At 33.7% G+C, this 20,171-nt stretch carries 17 protein-coding genes; 14 read left to right on the plus strand and 3 right to left on the minus strand.

Annotated elements, in window-relative coordinates; genetic code table 11:
- The first annotated feature begins 8 nt into the window (after positions 1 to 8).
- From AC2DGP_RS14625 to AC2DGP_RS14670, 10 genes are all read left to right on the plus strand, one after another.
- Positions 9 to 740, plus strand: a complete 732-nt coding sequence (locus AC2DGP_RS14625) for a toxin-antitoxin system YwqK family antitoxin (RefSeq protein WP_484490802.1) — start codon at positions 9 to 11, stop codon at positions 738 to 740.
- Positions 741 to 826: 86 nt separating this feature from the next.
- A complete protein-coding gene (gene mnmA / locus AC2DGP_RS14630; RefSeq protein ID WP_484490803.1) occupies positions 827 to 2,014 on the plus strand; it encodes a tRNA 2-thiouridine(34) synthase MnmA in 1,188 nt (395 codons plus the stop codon).
- A gap of 12 nt (positions 2,015 to 2,026) precedes the next feature.
- A complete protein-coding gene (gene menA, locus AC2DGP_RS14635; protein WP_484490804.1) occupies positions 2,027 to 2,920 on the plus strand; it encodes a 1,4-dihydroxy-2-naphthoate octaprenyltransferase in 894 nt (297 codons plus the stop codon).
- A gap of 31 nt (positions 2,921 to 2,951) precedes the next feature.
- The gene (locus AC2DGP_RS14640) at positions 2,952 to 3,344 is read left to right on the plus strand and encodes a hypothetical protein (protein WP_484490805.1); all 393 of its coding nucleotides are present in this window, start codon (positions 2,952 to 2,954) and stop codon (positions 3,342 to 3,344) included.
- Between the two features lie 93 nt (positions 3,345 to 3,437).
- Positions 3,438 to 5,621: a TonB-dependent receptor gene (locus AC2DGP_RS14645; protein ID WP_484490806.1), complete on the plus strand. Its 2,184-nt coding sequence runs from the start codon at positions 3,438 to 3,440 to the stop codon at positions 5,619 to 5,621.
- Between the two features lie 122 nt (positions 5,622 to 5,743).
- Entirely contained in the window at positions 5,744 to 6,946 is a 1,203-nt protein-coding gene (locus AC2DGP_RS14650; RefSeq protein WP_484490807.1) for a hypothetical protein, read from the plus strand.
- A gap of 4 nt (positions 6,947 to 6,950) precedes the next feature.
- Complete coding sequence (locus tag AC2DGP_RS14655; RefSeq protein WP_484490808.1) at positions 6,951 to 7,973, plus strand: transporter family protein; 1,023 nt, start codon at positions 6,951 to 6,953, stop codon at positions 7,971 to 7,973.
- Between the two features lie 166 nt (positions 7,974 to 8,139).
- Positions 8,140 to 10,632: a PIG-L family deacetylase gene (locus AC2DGP_RS14660; RefSeq protein WP_484490809.1), complete on the plus strand. Its 2,493-nt coding sequence runs from the start codon at positions 8,140 to 8,142 to the stop codon at positions 10,630 to 10,632.
- Positions 10,633 to 10,753: 121 nt separating this feature from the next.
- Entirely contained in the window at positions 10,754 to 12,421 is a 1,668-nt protein-coding gene (locus AC2DGP_RS14665) for a sodium:solute symporter family protein (RefSeq protein WP_484490810.1), read from the plus strand.
- A gap of 9 nt (positions 12,422 to 12,430) precedes the next feature.
- The gene (locus AC2DGP_RS14670; protein ID WP_484490811.1) at positions 12,431 to 13,354 is read left to right on the plus strand and encodes a DUF6268 family outer membrane beta-barrel protein; all 924 of its coding nucleotides are present in this window, start codon (positions 12,431 to 12,433) and stop codon (positions 13,352 to 13,354) included.
- Between the two features lie 51 nt (positions 13,355 to 13,405).
- On the opposite strand, the gene AC2DGP_RS14675 is transcribed toward AC2DGP_RS14670, so the two are convergent.
- Entirely contained in the window at positions 13,406 to 14,257 is an 852-nt protein-coding gene (locus tag AC2DGP_RS14675; RefSeq protein WP_484490812.1) for a DUF2911 domain-containing protein, read from the minus strand.
- Positions 14,258 to 14,362: 105 nt separating this feature from the next.
- On the opposite strand from AC2DGP_RS14675, the gene AC2DGP_RS14680 reads away from it, so the two are divergent.
- The 4 genes from AC2DGP_RS14680 to AC2DGP_RS14695 are packed head-to-tail and all read left to right on the plus strand — an operon-like array spanning position 14,363 to position 18,094.
- Positions 14,363 to 15,040, plus strand: coding sequence for a metal-dependent hydrolase (locus tag AC2DGP_RS14680; RefSeq protein WP_484490813.1), 678 nt, complete (start codon positions 14,363 to 14,365; stop codon positions 15,038 to 15,040).
- A 10-nt stretch (positions 15,041 to 15,050) separates the two neighbouring features.
- A complete protein-coding gene (menC, locus tag AC2DGP_RS14685; protein WP_484490814.1) occupies positions 15,051 to 16,091 on the plus strand; it encodes an o-succinylbenzoate synthase in 1,041 nt (346 codons plus the stop codon).
- Position 16,092: 1 nt separating this feature from the next.
- Entirely contained in the window at positions 16,093 to 17,046 is a 954-nt protein-coding gene (locus AC2DGP_RS14690; RefSeq protein ID WP_484490815.1) for a CPBP family intramembrane glutamic endopeptidase, read from the plus strand.
- Positions 17,033 to 18,094 carry an AMP-binding protein gene (locus AC2DGP_RS14695; RefSeq protein ID WP_484490816.1) on the plus strand — a complete coding sequence of 354 codons (1,062 nt, stop codon included), beginning with the start codon at positions 17,033 to 17,035 and terminating at the stop codon, positions 18,092 to 18,094. The genes AC2DGP_RS14690 and AC2DGP_RS14695 overlap by 14 nt, the downstream gene beginning before the upstream one ends.
- On the opposite strand, the gene AC2DGP_RS14700 is transcribed toward AC2DGP_RS14695, so the two are convergent.
- Both AC2DGP_RS14700 and AC2DGP_RS14705 read right to left on the minus strand, forming a co-directional pair.
- On the minus strand, positions 18,089 to 18,598 hold the full coding sequence (locus AC2DGP_RS14700) for a thioredoxin family protein (RefSeq protein WP_484490817.1): 510 nt from the start codon (positions 18,596 to 18,598) through the stop codon (positions 18,089 to 18,091). The two genes, AC2DGP_RS14695 and AC2DGP_RS14700, sit on opposite strands and share 6 nt — an antisense overlap.
- A 19-nt stretch (positions 18,599 to 18,617) precedes the next feature.
- The gene (locus tag AC2DGP_RS14705; RefSeq protein WP_484490818.1) at positions 18,618 to 20,165 is read right to left on the minus strand and encodes a peptide MFS transporter; all 1,548 of its coding nucleotides are present in this window, start codon (positions 20,163 to 20,165) and stop codon (positions 18,618 to 18,620) included.
- Between the last annotated feature and the right edge of the window lie 6 nt (positions 20,166 to 20,171).

Here is a 20,171-nt window from a genome sequence, read left to right on the forward strand (position 1 = left end):
TTTTTAAAATGTTTCGCTACTTATTATTACTATTTTTTGTGTTGGTTGTTTTTCCAAGAGTTACAGCTCAACAATCCATAAACCAATTAGATGCTAATGGGAAAAAGACGGGTGTTTGGATGAAAAAATATTCTAATGGTAATCTCCGCTATAAGGGGCAGTTTGTTAATGGGAAAGAAGTTGGGGTTTTTAAATTTTATACAGAGGCTTATTCAAGTCGACCATCAATAATTAAAACATACGAAAGTCAAAATCCAGTATGTAAGGTTCAGTTTTTTACAGACACAGGAGTTCTACAAAGCGTAGGAGGTATGATCGGTAGACAACGAACAGGAAAGTGGCTTTATTATGATGGTACCGGCAAACGCGTCATTCTTGAAGAAAATTATAAAAATGATAAACTTTCTGGAGAAAAAAAGATTTACTATCAAGATGGTACGTTAACAGAGGTAAGTCATTATAAAAATGGCTTATTGGATGGGGAAAGTCTTCGTTATACAGATCAAGGAAAATTGATCGAAAAAGTTCCTTATGTTCAAGGAAAAATCCATGGTAAAATATATTATTATCATAATACTGGTGTTATTAGAGAAACGGGGCATTATGATCATGGCAAACGCGTTGGTCGTTGGGAATTTTACATTGATGGAGAATTGGCAGGGTTTGAAGAACCGAATAAAAAAGTGGTGAAAAAGCCAATTAGCATGGAGGAGATAAATGCAAGAAAGCAAAAAAAATAGTTTCCTTATAGCTTTTTTAGGCTTTTAAACATAGGCTTTTATTCAAATACTATTCCGTATCTTTGCAGTCTTAAATTTTGAAGTAAATGAAACGTGTAGTTGTTGGACTTTCCGGAGGAGTAGATAGTAGTGTGGCGGCCTATTTGTTGCAGAAACAAGGGTACGAAGTTATTGGCTTATTTATGAAGAATTGGCATGATGACTCTGTAACAATATCTAATGAATGTCCATGGCTAGAAGATAGTAATGACGCAATGATTGTTGCTGAAAAATTAGGGATCCCTTTTCAAGTTGTAGATTTAAGTGAGCAGTATAAAGATCGAATTGTAGATTATATGTTCCGTGAATATGAAATGGGACGTACACCGAATCCAGATGTTTTATGTAATAGAGAGATTAAGTTTGATGTATTTATGAAAATTGCATTGGATTTAGGAGCTGATTATGTGGCAACAGGTCATTATTGCAGAAAAGGGACTTTAGAAAAAAACGGATCAGAGGTTTATCAATTATTAGCAGGAAAAGATACGAATAAGGATCAATCTTATTTTTTATGTCAATTGTCTCAAGAGCAATTGTCAAAAGCTCTTTTTCCAATTGGAGAATTAACAAAACCAGAAGTTAGAGAAATAGCGAAAGAACTTGATTTGGTTACGGCTGATAAAAAAGACTCTCAGGGTTTATGTTTTATAGGAAAGGTTAGGTTACCTGAGTTTTTACAACAAAAATTACAACCAAAGGAAGGAGTAATTGTTACCATTCCAGAGAATTCTGAAACTTACAATCAAGAGGTTCCTGATTTTAAAAATAAAGAAGAAGAACTAGCATTTTTTAGTAATAAGTTTACCTATAGTATTTCTGATGGTAAAACCGTAGGAAAGCATCAGGGAGCCCATTATTTCACAAAGGGACAACGTAAAGGTTTAGCTGTAGGAGGAACCGTTGAGCCTTTGTTTGTGATAGATACTGATGTTGAAGAAAATGTTATTTATACCGGTGAGGGAAAGAATCATCCTGGTTTGTATCGAAAGGTTTTATTCGTTTCTAATGAAGAATTGCATTGGATAAGAGAAGATTTAGCATTGAATGATGGAGAATCTCTTGAAGCAAAAGCAAGAATCAGATACCGACAAACACTAGAGGCTGCGACGCTTTATAAAGTGAAAGAAGGTTTGTATGTAGAATTTGAGAATCCTCAATCTGCTATTACTGAAGGACAATTTGTTGCTTGGTATTTAGAAGATGATTTGGCAGGATCAGGAGTAATTTCGTAAAAAAAAGTATCAATGAAACACTGGATTCAAGCAGCAAGGTTAAGAACACTACCATTATCATTGTCAGGAATTGTTTTGGGGGCTTGTTTAGCTGCTAAGTATGATAGTTTTGATGAGTGGATTTTTATTTTTTCAATTCTTACAACCATCGGTTTTCAAGTATTATCTAATTTTGCTAATGATTATGGTGACGGTGTTAAAGGAACAGATAATGAGCATAGAATTGGACCCGAAAGAGCGTTGCAGAGTGGTGCTATAAGTCCTAAACAAATGCTGAGAGGTATTTATATCACTGTTGTAATCACTTTGATGGTTGCTTTGTATTTGATTTATTTAGCATTTGGGGTTGAAAATTTCGGTTTTTCAGTTTTGTTCTTTTTTTTAGGACTTGCCAGTATAGCGGCTGCCATTAAATATACAATGGGGAAAAATGCTTATGGGTATAGTGGATTAGGTGATGTTTTTGTTTTTGTCTTTTTTGGATTGCTTAGTGTGGTTGGGAGTTTGTTCCTTTACACAAAAACGGTCGAGGTCAATAGTTTTTTACCTGCATTCTCAATTGGATTTTTAAGTGCTGCGGTACTGAATCTGAACAATATGAGAGATAGAGCATCTGATATTTTATCAAATAAAAATACTTTAGTGGTAAAAATGGGAGCTATAAAAGCAAAACAATACCATTATTCTTTATTGATTTTAGCCTTTGTCTCAGCGCTAGTTTATGTGGCATCTGAATATGAAAGCCCAATTCAGTTTTTATTTTTGTTAGCTTTTGTGCCCCTTGCTTTTCATTTTGTGCGAGTTGTTAAAAATAAAGAAGCAGAAGCGTTAGATCCTGAGTTGAAAATAGTAGCATTGAGTACCTTTCTGTTTTCTTTGTTGTTTGGTCTAGGACAATTTTTATAAGAGTACAAAAAAAGTTAGTTTCGCCAACCTAATGAAAAAGGAAATTGCAGCTTTATTTTTTTATATGCTTTACATGGTGGCCATGATGCGACCTGTTATGCCTATTTTGGAATATTATGCAAATTACGAATATGTTGCAACTGTTTTGTGTGAAAACAGAGATAAGCCAGCAATGGCTTGTAATGGAAAGTGTTATTTAGAGAAGGAGTTAATTAAGGTAGCAGCGAGTCCTAAGACCCAAAAACAGCAACACCATTCTAGCATTCCTCAAATAGATTTTACCAAGTATCCAGTGTCTCCAATTCAAAATACTCAATATGGGTTTGTAAAGGAGAACTATAAAGTTTCAGAAAACTGGTTTTACTTGATTGGAAAACCTAGACAAATTATAACTTCTATTTATAGGCCTCCACTTTCAGTGTAATTACATACGAATCAACATTTTTATGTTGAAAAATAAACCTTCTCATTTTTATATGAGTTAGGGAGGTATTAATTTATATTACACAAAACACAAATGCGTATCATAATATTGAGCTTTTTCCTATGTTTAGGAATAAGCTCGAACGCCCAAACGGCACAAAAAATAACAGCAACAATATTAGATAGTGAGTCTAAGGAACCAATTAGTTTTGCTTCTATTCAAATACATAACTCTAAGCAGGGAACAATAGCTGATCGATTCGGTTTCTTTCAATTAGAGATGGATACTTTAGCTAGGGAAATATTAATTTCTTCCATTGGATATAAGTCCAAAGTTATTAGTTTAAATAATATTAAAAACACTATTTATTTAGAAGAAGCAACTGACGTGTTGGATGTAGTAATTGTTTCTGCTAGTAGAAACAAACAATTAAGAAAAGAGATTCCGGTTGCAATGTCAACAGTATCATCAAAAGAACTTCAAAATTCTAAACCAGTTTCTATTGATGAGGTTTTGAATAAACAGAGTGGTGTCTTGATGGTTGATTTAGGAAATGAACAGCATATGATGGCAATTCGACAACCTATCAGTACTAAGGGAGTATATCTTTATTTAGAAGATGGGTTACCAATTCGACCAAGTGGAATTTTTAATCATAATGCGCTGCTTGAACAAAATATGGCTGCAGCTAGAAGTATAGAGATTATAAGAGGATCTTACTCTTCTCTTTATGGAAGTGAAGCAATTGGTGGCGCCATAAACTATTTGATAGCGAATCCTAGTCTAATTCCAACGGCAGAAGTAGGGTATCGACAAAATAATTATGGGTATTCTAGATTTGATTTCAAAGCTTCAAATACTATTGGTAAAACAGGGGTTTATTTCAGTGGTTATAAATCTAAGGTAGAAGATGGTTTTAGAGAGTATGGAGATTATAGTAAAGAGGCGTTTACTGCAAAAGTAGTGCATTCATTTTCTGATAATTTGATTTGGAATAGTTCTCTTACCTATGTAGATTACTTTAGTGAAATGAGCGGAAGTATTTCATATGATAAATTTATAGCTAAAGATTATACTTCAGATCATACGTTTACTTTTAGAGATGCCAAGTCAATTAGAGTAAAAATTGGATTGAAATATGATTGGAACAATAAACAATCAACTAGTTTAACCTTATTCTATAGAGATAACACAATGATTCAGAATCCGTCCTATAGAATTTCTAATAGAACGGAACACGATTCTTTTACAACAGGAGAATTGAATAACAATAGTTTTCATAGTTACGGCTTTGTTGGACAACATAATGTAATTGTCAATGATAAATTGAAAGGTAGTTTTGGGGTTAGTTTAGATAATAGTCCAGTTACATATGAGGCAGAGAGGACTTCTGTTTACAGAAATGATCAAGGAGTTTTTGAGAGTTATACTTTATTGGATCAAAAATTATCGGACTATAATGTAGATTTGATGAATACTGCGATGTATCTATTATGCGATTATAAGTTTACAGATTATTTTAGGGCAAATTTCGGACTTAGATTTGACCATTTTAATTATGATTTCACAAATCATTTGGGGATTGATGCAAATTCTTATAAGGCTCCAAATTCTGAAAATACTTATGCCGCTCTAACTCCAAGACTAGGGGTGCTGTTAGTAACTTCAAAAAATAATAGTTTATATGCTAATTTTAGCACAGGATTTAAACCTCCAAGTGTTGGTGAGTTGTATAAAGGAACAGATGTGCCTTTGTTAGAGCCAAGTAGATATAATAATTTTGAGTTGGGTGAGACTTTTGTTAATTCCAATAGAAGGTTTAACATGGAACTTGCTTTGTATTATCTAAGAGGAGAAAATGAGGTTGTATCTGTGAAGTTTTTAAATGATGATGGCATTGATAGTTCAGAAAATAGAAATGCTGGAGTGACAGAACATTACGGTTTAGAGTATCTGTTTAGATATAGACTTGTTGATGAAATTGAACTTAGAACAAGTGGATCGTATTCCAGACATAGGTATGTCGATTTTGTTACAAATACCAGACCCGATAAGGAAGAAGATTTTAGTGGGAATGACATGCCTGGAGCACCGCAATGGATAAATAATGCTGAAGTTAGCTATGAACCGCATTTTTTAAAAGGTTTACGTTTGGGGTTAGAAATACAGCATGTTAGCCCATATTTTACTGAAGATGCTAATGAAATAGATTATGTAGGATATTCTTTTTTTAATGTAAGAATGGGATATAGAACCAAACATGTTTATGTATGGTAAAATGTAAATAATTTATTTAATACAAATTATGCAACTAGGGTTTCAACAAGTTGGGGTAAAACAACTTATACGCCAGGTACACCCCAGACTTTTAATATAGGAATCTCTTATGCTATTTATTAATGAAAAAAATAATTTTTATCAGTTTGTTTCTGGTGGGTATTTCCTGTAAAAGGAATAAGGGAGCATCGGAAATTTCTCTTGGGGAGGTTTTTGAAATATCAACATTGGAAACTGAAAATGAAGGTGCTTTTTTAGCAGACGGTTTAAACAATGAAAAATTTATTTGTTGGACTGAAGAGTATAGTACAGGCAATATTTTTGTCTATAAACGGTATAAAGATCATGTGTTTATGGAGAAAGTTGTGGTGCCAACCACTCTTGGGTTACAGTCGCACCATGAAAGTATGGCTAAATTGGGTGTTACAAAAGAGGGACTTATTTTCTGTTTATTTCGCGTGGCAAATCCTACTAAAATGAATAAATATGGAGGGACCCTATTTTATACAACATCAAAAGATAATGGAAAAAATTGGTCCGAAAGGGAGAAGCTTGTGCTTGAGGAAGAATCTACAAGTCAAAGTTTTTTTGATATAGAAAGGATGAAAAATGGTGAATTGGCTATTGTTTGGTTAGATAATAGATTTTCTACTAGAGAGAAAAGAGGGAGCACGCTTTTTTTTAATCACACCACTTTTGGTAAAATTGTAGAAAAGGAAACACCTATTGCTTTTAATACTTGTCAATGCTGTAGAACTGATTTGTTGGTTGATGGAGCAGAATTAAAAATTGCTTTTCGGAATATAGTAGGAAAAAACATTCGTGATATGTTTTTTATCAGTTCCTCGGATGGAGGAGTCTCATTTAATGAGGCAAAACGGATTAGTAGTGATAATTGGGAGTTGGATGGTTGTCCGCATACAGGTCCCTCACTTGCAGTAAGTGGTTCTACTGCTGCGGTATGGTTTACTGCAGGTAAAGGCAATAAAGGCTTGTTTTTTGCAGAAAAAAAGAATAAAACAGCTGGGTTTGGAAAAAGAATTGAAATTTCAGAAAATGGAAATCATCCTCAAATGACATTTGCGAAAGGAAATTATTATGTAGTTTATGATGCCTATTATACGAAAGCAAATACAACCTTTCAACAAATCAAGTTACTTAAAAAGAATATATTTGCATCAGATGAAATTATTTCTTTGGCTATGGATGAAACGATGAATTCACATCCTGTTATTTCAAAGATTTCTGAAAATGAACTGCTTGTAGTTTGGACTAAATTAGATGGTAGAAATAAACAAATTCAAGCAATAAAAATTAATATTTAAAGGAATGAAAATTCATACTCGAATACTCGTTTTAATATTTTTTTTAGCAATTTTTTGTGCTAAAGGACAAGATAAAAGATGGTCTTCGGCACGACCTGATGGTCATGCTCCGATAGGTGTTATGGGAGATCATGTGCACCATAAAGGGGAATGGATGGCATCTTACAGATACATGAATATGAATATGTTTGGGAATATTTCTGGTACGGAGGAAGTTGGTTTTGATACTATATTTCAAAAGTATATGGTAGCCCCTCAGTCGATGGTTATGCAAATGCACATGATTGGAATGATGTATGCACCTTCAGATATATTCACATTGTATTATATGGGAAGTGTTTGGAATAATGATATGAGTTTGTTGACCCGAACGAAACTAAATTTTCAGACGAATTCAAATGGTTTAGGAGATGTGAAATTGGGTAGTTTGATCCAATTGTTTAATTCAGAGCGCAGAACGATGCATTTGAATGTTGGAGTTTCTTTACCTGTTGGTAGCATCACAAATGAGGGGGTGACGCCAGCTTCTGATCCAGAGGAAGTAAGGCTAGGGTATGCAATGCAATTAGGTTCAGGTACCTATGATGTAACTTTAGGAACTACTTACCTTAAGCAATATTACAATATGTCCTTTGGATTACAGACTACCTACCTTTTAAGAACTGGAGAAAATGTGGAGGGATATACTTTAGGGAATACTTGGAATTCAACTTTTTGGATGGCATATTATATTACAAAAAAATTCAGTGCTTCTGCAAGGTTGAATTATGATATAATTGATGCTATAAATGGTGCGGATAAAACGTTTAACCCAATGATAGCAACGGTGTATGATGCTAAAAACTCTGGGAAAAGGCAGTTGAATTTTTCTGTGGGTGGTAATATGGCTCTTTTTAAAGGAGATTTAAAAGGGCTAAGGTTGTCTGGAGAATTTGGAATTCCATTATATCAATATGTTGAAGGTATTCAAATGGAGGCGAATTTTTTGTTTACAATGGGCGTGCAATACGCTTTTGGTGGACATTAGTATAGGTTACTTTAATAAAATTTTGTGAAACGGTAAGATTTAATTCTTGCCGTTTTTTTTATTTTTAACCGCTTTAATAGAGTTCTCTTAATTAGATGTACTTGAAAGAGATAGTATTAAAAATTAAAGTAAATTTGATAAAATTCAACAAAATCTTCAGGATTAAATGAGATATCTATTGTTATTATTGTTTTTGGGAATTTCTACGCATAGAGTAGTCTCTCAAAAACCGGAAAAATTATCGTCAAATCAAATATTTGAAAAGTTAGAAGAATTTAATTTTTTAGGGACAGTCCTCTATATTGCTGCACATCCTGATGATGAGAATACCCGATTGATAAGTTATTTGTCGAATCAGGTAAAGGCTAGAACAGTTTATTTATCTTTAACTAGAGGTGATGGGGGGCAAAATTTAATTGGTCCTGAAATAAGAGAATCATTAGGAGTTATTAGAACTCAAGAATTGTTAGCTGCGAGACGTGTTGATGGTGGCGAGCAAAGATTTTCTAGGGCTAATGATTTTGGGTATTCGAAGAATCCAACAGAAACATTAGGTATTTGGGATCGAGAGAAAGTTTTAGCTGATGTTGTATGGGCCATCCGAACCATTCAGCCAGATGTAATTATTAATAGATTTGACCATAGAACTCCGGGTACAACGCATGGTCATCATACTGCTTCTGCGATGTTAAGTTATGAGGCATTTGATTTGGCAGGCGATCCTTCAAAATTCTCATCACAATTAGATTATGTGGATACATGGAATCCAAATAGATTGTTTTTTAATACTTCTTGGTGGTTTTATGGGAGCCAAGAAAAATTTAAAAATGCAAGTAAGGAAAACTTACTTCAATTTGATATTGGGGTGTATTACCCACAAAAAGGTGTTTCAAATAATGAAATTGCAGCACTGGCAAGTAGTCAGCATTTATGCCAAGGCTTTGGTCGTCTTTCTTCACGTGGTTCAGAAAGTGAATATGTAGAGTTTTTAAAGGGAGATTTTCCTCAGGATAAGTCTAATTTGTTTTCCGGGATTGATACCTCGTGGAATAGAGTAAAAGGAGGAAAGGAAATACAAGAGATTATTGATCCTATTATTGAAAATTTTAATTTTAAAAACCCTGCTGTGCATTTAAAACAATTGATGAAAGCCTATGCAAAATTATCAAGTATTTCTGATGATCATTGGAGGGAGTTAAAAGAAAAGGAGTTAGCTGATATCATATATGCATGTGCAGGCTTGTATTTAGAAGCCTCTTCTAAAGTTGCTTCATCTACACCAAATGGTTCTGTGGATGTGGCATTGGAGATTTTGAATAGATCTCAAAATGAAATTAAATTAAAATCTCTTACCTATCTTCCGAATGGTAAAAAAGAAGAGAAAGATGTTTCTTTATTAGAAAATAGCAAACAGTTGTATAAAGAGAAAATTTGGTTGAAAGCTGAAAAAACTACAAGTCCATATTGGTTAGAAGAATTAGGGAATCTTGGAATGTATACCGTAAAAGATCAGGCTTTAATTGGTCTGCCCAATACTCCAAGAAATATAAAGGTGGTTTTTGAATTGGAAATTGAAGGGGAATCTATTTCCTTTGTGAAAGATGTGGTTCGTCGTTATGCGAAACGAGATAAAGGAGAGTTGTATCAACCTTTTGAGGTATTGCCGAAAGTAACCGTTTCAATGGGGGATCCAGTAGTTGTATTTGAATCAGATGCTGCCAAATATGTTGAGGTTACTATAAAAGCAGGAGATCAAAATGTAAATGGAGTTGTGGAACTTTGTCATGCACAAGGATGGACAGTATCGCCAAGAGAGATAAACTTTTCAATTGAAAAGAAAGGTGCAACAAAACAATTTAAATTTAAAGTCACGCCACCAAAAAATCAATCAGAAGCACAAATTTCGGTGATCGCAAGGGTAGACGGCGAGGCGTATGATAAAGAATTGGTTGAGATCGCTTATGATCATATTCCAACGCAAAGTGTTCTGAAACATTCAGTAGCTAAAGTAGTACGAATGGATATAAAGAAAAAAGGAACTTCTATTGGGTATATTGAAGGGGCTGGTGATATGGTGGCAGAAAGCTTAGCACAAATTGGATATGTGGTTCATAAAATTGATCCAAAAGAAATACAGTTAGAATTGTTAAAAGGGTTTGACGCTGTGGTTGTTGGAATTAGAGCCTATAATACGATAGAGCAATTAAAGTTTAAGCAATCAATTCTGTTGGACTATGTAAAACAAGGAGGAAATCTTGTCGTTCAATATAATACAGCAGGAAGAGGTGGTGTAGATGTTGGGGCTCCCTTTACATTGGAAGTTTCAAGAGATCGTGTTACAGATGAACAGGCTGAAGTAACGTTTTTAAAGAAAAAACATGCTTTGTTGAATAAACCGAATAAAATTACAGGCAAAGATTTTGAAGGATGGGTACAAGAACGTGGATTGTATTTTCCTAATAAATGGTCCAATGAATATACCCCTATTTTAGCAATGAATGATCAAGGCGAACCTTCAAAAGAAGGAAGTTTGTTAGTAGCTCATTATGGAAAAGGAACTTATATTTATACAGGCCTGAGCTTTTTTAGAGAGCTTCCTGCGGGAGTTCCAGGGGCTTATAAGTTGTTTGCAAATATCTTATCTTACAACAAAAAATAGTGATATGGAGAAACCTATTTATAAATGGAAAAAGATTTACACTGTGGTTTTATTAGCCAATGTAATATACTTTGTTCTGTTTTATTTAATAATGAATCAATATTCAATTTAATATCAAGCTATGGAAATTGTAGATTGGTTAGTTTTAGTAGGAACTTTATTGTTCATTGTAATTTATGGTTCCTATAAAACAAAAGGAAGTAAAAATGTTCAAGAGTTTATAAAAGGAGGAAGTGAGTCTAACTGGTGGACAATTGGACTTTCGGTTATGGCAACCCAAGCCAGTGCGATCACATTTTTATCAACGCCTGGTCAGGCTTTTAATGATGGGATGGGGTTTGTTCAGTTTTATTTTGGACTGCCTTTGGCAATGGTTATTATTTGTTTGGTTTTTATTCCTATTTACCACCGGCTTAAGGTGTATACTGCTTATGAGTTTTTAGAAGATCGATTTGATTTAAAGACACGCTCCTTAGCTGCTATTTTATTTCTGATTCAACGAGGCTTGGCTGCGGGAATAACCATTTTTGCACCAGCAATCGTTTTGTCAGCAGTTTTAGGTTGGGATTTAATTCCTTTAAATATCGCTATTGGGGTGTTAGTTATTATTTATACGGTTTCTGGAGGTACTAAAGCGGTTAGTGTTACACAGAAACAGCAAATGGCTATTATTTTTTCGGGAATGTTTATCGCTTTTTATCTAATTTTAGATTACTTGCCAGAAAATATAACATTTACCAAAGCACTTGAGATTGCGGGAGCAAGTGGGAAAATGGATGTTCTAGATTTTTCTTTTGATCTGAATAATAGGTATACTATTTGGACTGGTATTTTAGGAGGAACCTTTTTAATGTTGTCTTATTTTGGTACGGACCAAAGTCAAGTTCAACGTTACCTGTCAGGAAAATCAGTAAGAGAAAGTCAATTGGGTTTGATTTTTAATGGACTGCTAAAAATTCCAATGCAGTTTTTTATTTTATTAGTAGGAGTTTTTGTTTTTGTGTTTTATCAGTTTAATTCGGCGCCATTAAATTTTAATCCGAAAGCAACAGAGGTCATCATGAATTCTGAGAATAGCGCTTTATATGCAGATTTAGAAAAGAGTCATAGGGCAATTGAAGAAACAAAAAAAAATCTATTGTTAGAAGATTTATCTACTTCAAATATTACCGAAATAAAAGCGCTAAATAAAAGAGATCGAGCTTTAAAAGAAGAGGCGAAAGAACTTATTTTAAAAACGGATGCTGATGTAGAAACAAATGACAAGGATTATGTGTTTATCCATTTTATTTTGAACAACCTTCCTAGAGGTTTGATTGGATTGTTACTTGCGGTGATTTTGTCAGCCGCCATGTCTTCTACAGCCTCAGAGTTGAATGCTTTGGCTTCTACAACAACAATGGATTTGTTTAAACGGAATGCAGTCCATCAGCATGATGATGCTTATTATGTAAAGGCAACCAAATGGTTTACTTTAGCCTGGGGGATTTTGGCGATTTTAGTGGCTTGTGTAGCTAATCTTTTTGATAATTTAATTCAGCTGGTAAATATCATAGGTTCTATTTTCTATGGAAATGTTTTGGGGATCTTTCTTTTAGCATTTTTTATAAAACGTGTCCAAGGAAATGCAGTTTTTTATGCGGCTATTTTTACTCAAATCATTATTATTGCAGTCTGGTTTTTAGATTTGTTACCTTATTTGTGGTTGAACCTGTTAGGTTGTATGCTTGTAATGTTGTTTGCGGTAATACTAGAGAAATTTAAGAAGAAAAACCTGAGACCGAATTAAAAAGAGAAAATGAAAAAGATAGCTTTAGTACTACTAATGGTAGTTTTTGGGAGGCAACTCTCAGCGCAAGAATCAATTGATATAGTAACTGTTTCTGGACATTTTGGAAGTCCACAACCTTATATCTCAGATGAAAATTCTAATTATAAAGGTGAGGCCACTGAAAGAGGAGCTATGGTAAATTTGGTTGTACCAGTAGTTTTAAATAAAAAACAGATTTGGTATAGTAGCGTCAATTATATGCAGTGGAATGTAAATAACAATGAAACAATGCCTGTAGGTATAGCGAACCCAATTCAAATTCATGGTTTGATTTTAAGAACTGGTTTTATTCAAAAATTTGACAATGGAAATTCTATTCAAGCTATTTTTATTCCACGATTGATGTCGGATTTTAAAAATATCAACGGAAAACATTTTCAATTTGGTGGAACCTTTATCTATGAAAAGGTTTATAATGAGAATTTAAAAATTGGATATGGAGCTTTATACAATCAAGAAACATTTGGTGTAAACATTGTTCCTTTGGTAAATCTAGAATGGAAAATGTCTGAAAGATGGTCAATGTCTGGTTTGTTACCTATTTACTCTAAAATTAAATATATGGTAAATGATAAATTAAATTTAGGGATACATCATTTTGGTTTGGTGACTTCATATCGCTTGGGAGAAGAAGCTTATCAAAATGATTATATTGAAAGAAGAAGTATTGATCTCGGACTTTTTGCGAGATATAATTTATTTGGAAATATTCATCTAGAAGGAAGATATGGCTATTCTTTTGGCAGAAGTTATGCGCAATATGACGAAAATGATAAAATTGATTTAGCACTACCATTAGCAACTATTGGCGATAACAGAACACAAAAAAATGCCAACTTTAACGATGGAACCTATGCTCATATTCGATTGGTATACGCTTTGAAACTATAAAATAAAAAAAGCCCAAATAATTTTATTTGGGCTTTTTTATAAGTGGAGTTTTTATATTTCTACGCCCCATTCTTTTAGTGAAGCGGTATTCATGTTTATATAATCTCTATTATTTGCCTTTTCTGCCAATTCCAAAGATTTTTTTGCTGCTTTAATAGCTCCTTTGGTATCTCCAGCTTTTGCATGAATTAATGATTGCTGTCTGATAACCCAAAATTTAGGTTTCTTTTTTTGTTGCTTTACTGCTTTATCAATCCATTTTTGAGCAATTTTTATGTCTTTATCATTGTTCAAGTAATATACTGCAGCAGCATAATAATCATTCGTTTTTTGTTCTCCATTCATAGTAGCTTCAATACTCGCCATTACAATTTTGTCTGTTGGAACTTCAAAGGGAATCGCGATATATGTTTTTTCCCAAATTAATTCTAAATGAGCACTAGCTCCTTTGATTTCGTTAAATCCTATAGCCATAGTCTCGACGTTAAAAGGTACAGGATATGATTTCACGCTAGTTTTGGCAACAACTTTTGTATCGTCCCATTTTTGAGGTGTTCCCCAGTTTTCAGAATCGCTATAAAAAAAGATTTCCCATGAGTCTTTATTTGGTTTTGTGTATAGAGCATAAGTACCTGCTTTTAATTCTTGACCGTCAACAGTGATTTCAGTGTCAATGGTGATTTTAGTGTTGGCATTGGCACCTGTTCTCCATACTTTTCCGTAAGGGACTAAGTCTCCAAAAATTGTTCTGCCCTTTACACTTGGTCTAGAATATTCTACAGTAACAGTGGTCATCCCAACTTTTTGAGAATTTGTTCCTAGCGGACTTGGCTGTGGTGTTTTTACCTGTGCAGTTAATGAGGTTAGCGAAATGGTGAAAAGCGCTAAAATAATTTTTTTCATAATTTTTAAAATTTGTTGATTATTCCTACCAAGATACGGACTTTTAATTAAGTGTTATTTAAATAAAAAGGTATCTTTACTTTACTATAATTATAATAGAATGATATGAAAATTACTTTTTTAGGACACGCAAGTTTTTTAATAGAAATAGAGGAAACTAAAATTATTGTAGATCCTTTTATAACTCCAAATCCATTAGCAGAAGACATTAATATTTCCGCTTTAAAGGCTGATTATATTTTAGTAACTCATGCACATGAGGATCATATTGCCGATGTAGAAAAAATAGCCAAACTTTCTGATGCAGTAGTCGTTTCTAACTTTGAAATTGTCAGTTATTTTGAGAAGTTAGGTGTCTCTGGACATCCTATGAATCATGGAGGAACATGGGAGTTTGATTTCGGGAAAGTAACCTATACGAATGCTGTTCATTCTAGCTCTTTTCCTGATGGAACCTACGGAGGGAATCCAGGTGGTTTTTTGATTGAGGGAGAACACAAAGTAGTTTATATTGCAGGGGATACTGCCTTGACAATGGATATGAAATTAATTCCATTGAAAACGAAATTAGATGTCGCTATTTTACCGGTAGGAGATAATTTCACTATGGGCGTAGAAGATGCTTTGATTGCAAGTGATTTTTTAGAGTGTTCTAAAATTATTGGTTGTCATTTTGATACATTTGGGTATATAGAAATTGATCATGATGCGGCAATTAAGAAGTTCTATGATAATGATAAGGATTTAATGTTGTTGAAAATTGGAGAACAAATTCAATTGTAAATAGTAATTCATGTTAAAAGCAACTTTTAAAAAATATATTTTAAATTTTAAACAAGCGAGTGGGACTTCACGAGGAATTCTCAAAACGAAAGAAACTTTTTTTATCAAGCTTGAAGAAGAGGGGAAAGAAGGTATTGGAGAATGTGGTTTGTTTAGAGGTTTAAGCATTGATGATCGTCCGAATTATGAAGATAAATTAAAATGGGTTTGTGATAATATAGGTTTAGGCAAGGAAACGTTGTTACATGAACTCCATGCGTATCCTTCTATTCAGTTTGGAGTAGAACAAGCTTTTTTATCACTTCAATCTAAAAATAGGTTTCAATTATTCGAGACAGATTTTGTTACTGCCAAACAACCGATTTCTATAAATGGTTTGATTTGGATGGGGGATGCCGCTTTTATGCAAAAGCAAATTGAAGAAAAGTTAAACGCTGGTTTTGGCACCATCAAACTAAAAATAGGCGCTATAAATTTTGATAAAGAATGTGACCTTTTAGGTTCTATTAGAGAGCGATATTCCGCAGATGAAATAGAGCTTCGGGTTGATGCAAATGGTGCTTTTTCTCCGGATGAGGCATTGGATAAATTAGAACGTCTTGCTAAGTTTGATTTACATTCTATAGAACAACCTATCAAACAGGGACAAATCTCAGAAATGGCAGATCTTTGCAAGAAAACACCTCTTCCAATTGCTTTGGATGAAGAGTTGATAGGTGTTTTCTCTAAGGCTGATAAAATAGCCTTGATAGATGAAATTCAACCACAGTTTATAATTTTAAAACCGAGTTTGGTTGGAGGGATAAATGGAAGTGATGAGTGGATTTCTATAGCTGAAAAAAATAAAATAGATTGGTGGATCACTTCTGCTTTGGAAAGTAATATAGGTTTGAATGCGATTGCGCAATATACAAGTAAATTAAATACAACAATGCCGCAAGGACTTGGGACTGGTGCTTTGTTTACAAATAATATTGAGGCTCCATTATTTGTTGAAAATGGTAAATTGTGGTATGATTCATCTCTAAAATGGGGTGAAATAAAATTTTAAGATGAGTTTTTTACAGAAAGGGTTTTTAGGAGAGACAAAGTGGTGGAAATATGTGTTGACCCTTGCTCTAGTATTTTTAGGGATGTTTATTTTTTCTATACCTCATAGCATAGCTATTGGAGTAAAAACAGCCTTGGGAGAAGTAGATACAAATCGCATGGAAGATGTGAATTATGTGATGAATTTGTTTGAATCTAATATTGGATTGGTTTATATGATTTTACCGTTTGTAGGAGGACTGTTAGGTTTGCTTGTTTCTGTAAAGTATGTACATCAGCAAAGCATAACAAACCTTACCACAGGAAGAGATAAAATTGATTGGAAAAGAGTTCGGTTTTCTTTTTTGATTTGGACTGGGGTAGTGGTAAGCTTTGTAATGATTCAGTTGCTTTTATCACCAGAATCCTTAGTGCTGAATTTTCAAATGAAACCTTTCTTGATTTTAGTTTGCATAGGTGTATTATTAATTCCGATACAAACTAGTTTTGAAGAGTATATGTTTAGAGGCTATTTTATGCAAGCTATAGGAGTATTGTCTAGAAATAGATGGTTTCCATTATTGTTTACTTCAGTTGTGTTTGGGGTACTGCATATCTCTAATCCAGAGGTAGCAAAATTGGGCTATGGCCTGATGGTTTATTATATAGGAACAGGTTTTTTTCTTGGGATTATTACACTTATGGATGATGGTATGGAATTGAGTTTAGGATTTCATGCGGCAAATAATTTAATTTCAGCCTTGTTGGTAACAGCAGATTGGCAAGTTTTTCAAACGTACTCACTATTTAAAGATGTCTCTGAACCCAATCTAGTTACTTCAATTCTTCCGTCATTGATTTTATTTCCAATAGCAACTTATATTTACTCGAAGAAATATGGTTGGTCTGATTGGAAGCAGAAACTTTCAGGAGAGATTGATGAACCATTTTTAGAAAAAAAATATGATTCATTTTAAGATACATACTTCCTTTAAATTAAATGGTTCCTCATTTCAAAATTCTAACCATTTAATATCTTTTTTGTTAGAACATCAGTTAGAGGGAGCTTCTTTTTTAGAAGCTTGGTTTGATGATAAGGAATATATTCTTGCAAAAACCTCGGGATCTACGGGAGTTCCGAAGGAAATACAAATCAGTAAACAGCAAATGCTTAATTCAGCTTCTGCAACAGGAACATATTTTGAGTTATCTCCTGGTATTAAAGCCTTGCTTTGTATGTCTTCTGATTTTATTGCTGGAAAAATGATGTGGGTTAGAGCCCTTTCATTAGGGTGGGAGTTGACTATGGTACCCGTTTCTTCCAATCCGTTAAAAGAAACATCGTTAGAGTTTGATTTCGTAGCGATGGTGCCTTTACAGGTAGAGAATTCCTTAGATCAATTGAAACGAATAAAAACCTTAATCATTGGGGGTGCTGTTGTTTCTAAGGAGTTAGAAAAAAAAATTCAAAATATAGAAACGGCTGTTTATGCGACTTATGGGATGACTGAAACCATTACTCATATAGCCATTAAAAAACTAAACAAAATAATTAAGGAGGAAGAAAAGCTATATCAGGCTTTACCAACTGTTTCTTTGTCTTTGGATACAAGAGGATGTTTGGTGATTGATGCTCCTTTAATAGCCAATGATAAAGTGATTACCAATGACTTGGTTCGTTTAGAGTCTTCGTCATCTTTTGAGTGGCTCGGTCGCTATGACTCAATTATTAATAGTGGAGGAGTTAAATTAATTCCTGAACAAATTGAGCACAAAATAGCTAAGGTTGTAAATACAAAATTTTTTATAGCTGGTGTTCCCGATTCTATTTTAGGAGAAAAAGCGGTTCTTTTTATAGAGCAAGAAAATACCAGAGCTAAACAAGATATAGATGTTAAAGAATTTCTTTCTAAGACAAGTTTAGAACGATATGAGTTTCCAAAAGAAATTTATTTTGTAGAAAAATTCTTGATGACAGAAACGGGCAAGATAAAAAGAGCGGCTACTTTAAAGAAGTATTTATAGGTTGCTTACAAATTCTTCTTGAAAAGCTTCCCACGAAATACTTAAGAAGTTTTGTTGAGAGAAATATTGCAAAATAGGTTCCATCTCTTTAGGTTCTAAATATCCAGCTAGTTTTTGAATCAAACGTTCGTCTTGATCCATAAAAACGGTAGAGGGAAAGCTCATTTCTCCGTGAAGTAGGTTTGCGGCAAGTTCATTGTAGCCTTTTCTACCTTGTTTGATAAATTTGTATTCTTTTCCTTTGTAGAAAATTGAGCTAGTCTGCTCAGCATCTAACTTAACAGCATAATAATTTTCATTTATAATAGTAACGATGACAGGATTTTCATAGGTGTTATGATCCATTTTTTTACAATACCCACACCACTCCGTGTACACGTCGATTAATATAGTTTTTGGGTTTTTACGATTTAATTCAATCGCTTTTTCAAAACTAATCCATTCAATTTTTTGTGCCTGAGTTGCTAGGCTATAAAGGAAAAAAATAAAAATAAATTTTTTCATAAAAGGTTATAGTTGTGGGTTAATGAACGCCGTGCATCAAAGATTTAATTTTTCTTGTTAACAAAATTACGATACAACCAGCTCCAACAGGAACTAGTGTGAAAATTAAGAAAAAGGTAGTAAGAGAATATTCAGCAGTAATTTTATCAATCATTCCTCCCATAGACCCAGCTACTTTATTTCCCATACCAATTGCAACATACCACAATCCAAACATTAATCCAATTTTGCTTGCAGGAACTAATTTTGATAAATAAGATAGTCCAACAGGTGATAAGGTCAATTCTCCCAAGGTATGTAAAAGGTATGCTAAAATTAGCCAAATAACACTAACAGATGCAGTTTGTGCTCCAGAAGGTATACCGGCAGACCCATATGCTAAAAATCCAAAACCAAGTCCTAATAAAATTAGACCGATACCAAATTTAACACTAGCAGGTGGGTTGAATTTACTTTCCCATATTTTTGAAAATAAAGGAGCAAAAGCAATAATATAAAACGAGTTTAATATTCCAAACCAAGAGGCTGGGATTTCAGTTGAGCTGTCGTTAAATTGGTTTTTTAGCATCCAAATTACAATTCCCCAAATGATAATAAAACTAGCTCCTAGAAATAAATTTGAAATGGCATATTTTTTAAAAGTCATTCTGAATAACAAGAATAAAACATAGGTTATTATGGCTAGAGGTACAACAGTTATTAAAGTATTGGTAATTCTAAAAACAGTAGCTGCAGTGCCATCTAATATTCTGTTGGTATAATCTTTTGCAAAAATGGTCATGGAACCACCTGCTTGCTCAAATGCAGCCCAAAAGAAAACTGTAAAGAAGGCTAGAATTCCAACAACAATATACCTGTCTCTTTGAACTGAATCGCTTACTGTAGTGATTTTTTCAATAGTTTCTTCCTTCGGAATTCTACCTTGTTGTTTTTTTGAGAGTCCAATATTTCCAAAGATATTCTGAGCAAACCAAAATTGTAACATTCCTAAAAACATAAAAATTCCGGCCAAACCAAATCCCCAATGAAAACCATAGGTTTCACCGATATACCCACAAAGTAAAATACCAAGGAAAGCACCTGCATTTACTCCCATATAATAAATGGTATAAGCCCCATCTTTTTTTTCTGGACGATCATCGTACATTTCTGAAATAATAGAAGTCATATTAGGCTTAAAAAGTCCATTACCAGCAATTAAACACGCGATTCCAATATATAAACTCGTTGGCGTATCAAAGGTCATAGCAGCATGACCTGCAGTCATAATTAAGGCTCCTAAAGCCACGGCCCATCGATAACCTAAAAATTTATCAGCTAAATAACCTCCAATAACAGGTGTAAAATAAACCAACATCGTGTAGGTTCCATATAAGCCAAGTGCTTCTTCTCTAGACCAAGCCCAACCTCCATCTAATAATGCTGAAGTTAAAAATAATACTAGAAGGGCACGCATCCCATAATAAGAGAATCTCTCCCACATTTCTGTAAAAAATAATACAAAAAGGCCAGCAGGATGACCGAGTACATTGTCTTTGAAAAATTGATCTGTGTTGTTTTGAGACATAAGGGG

The sequence above is a fragment of the Flavicella sp. IMCC45537 genome, from assembly GCF_057197705.1.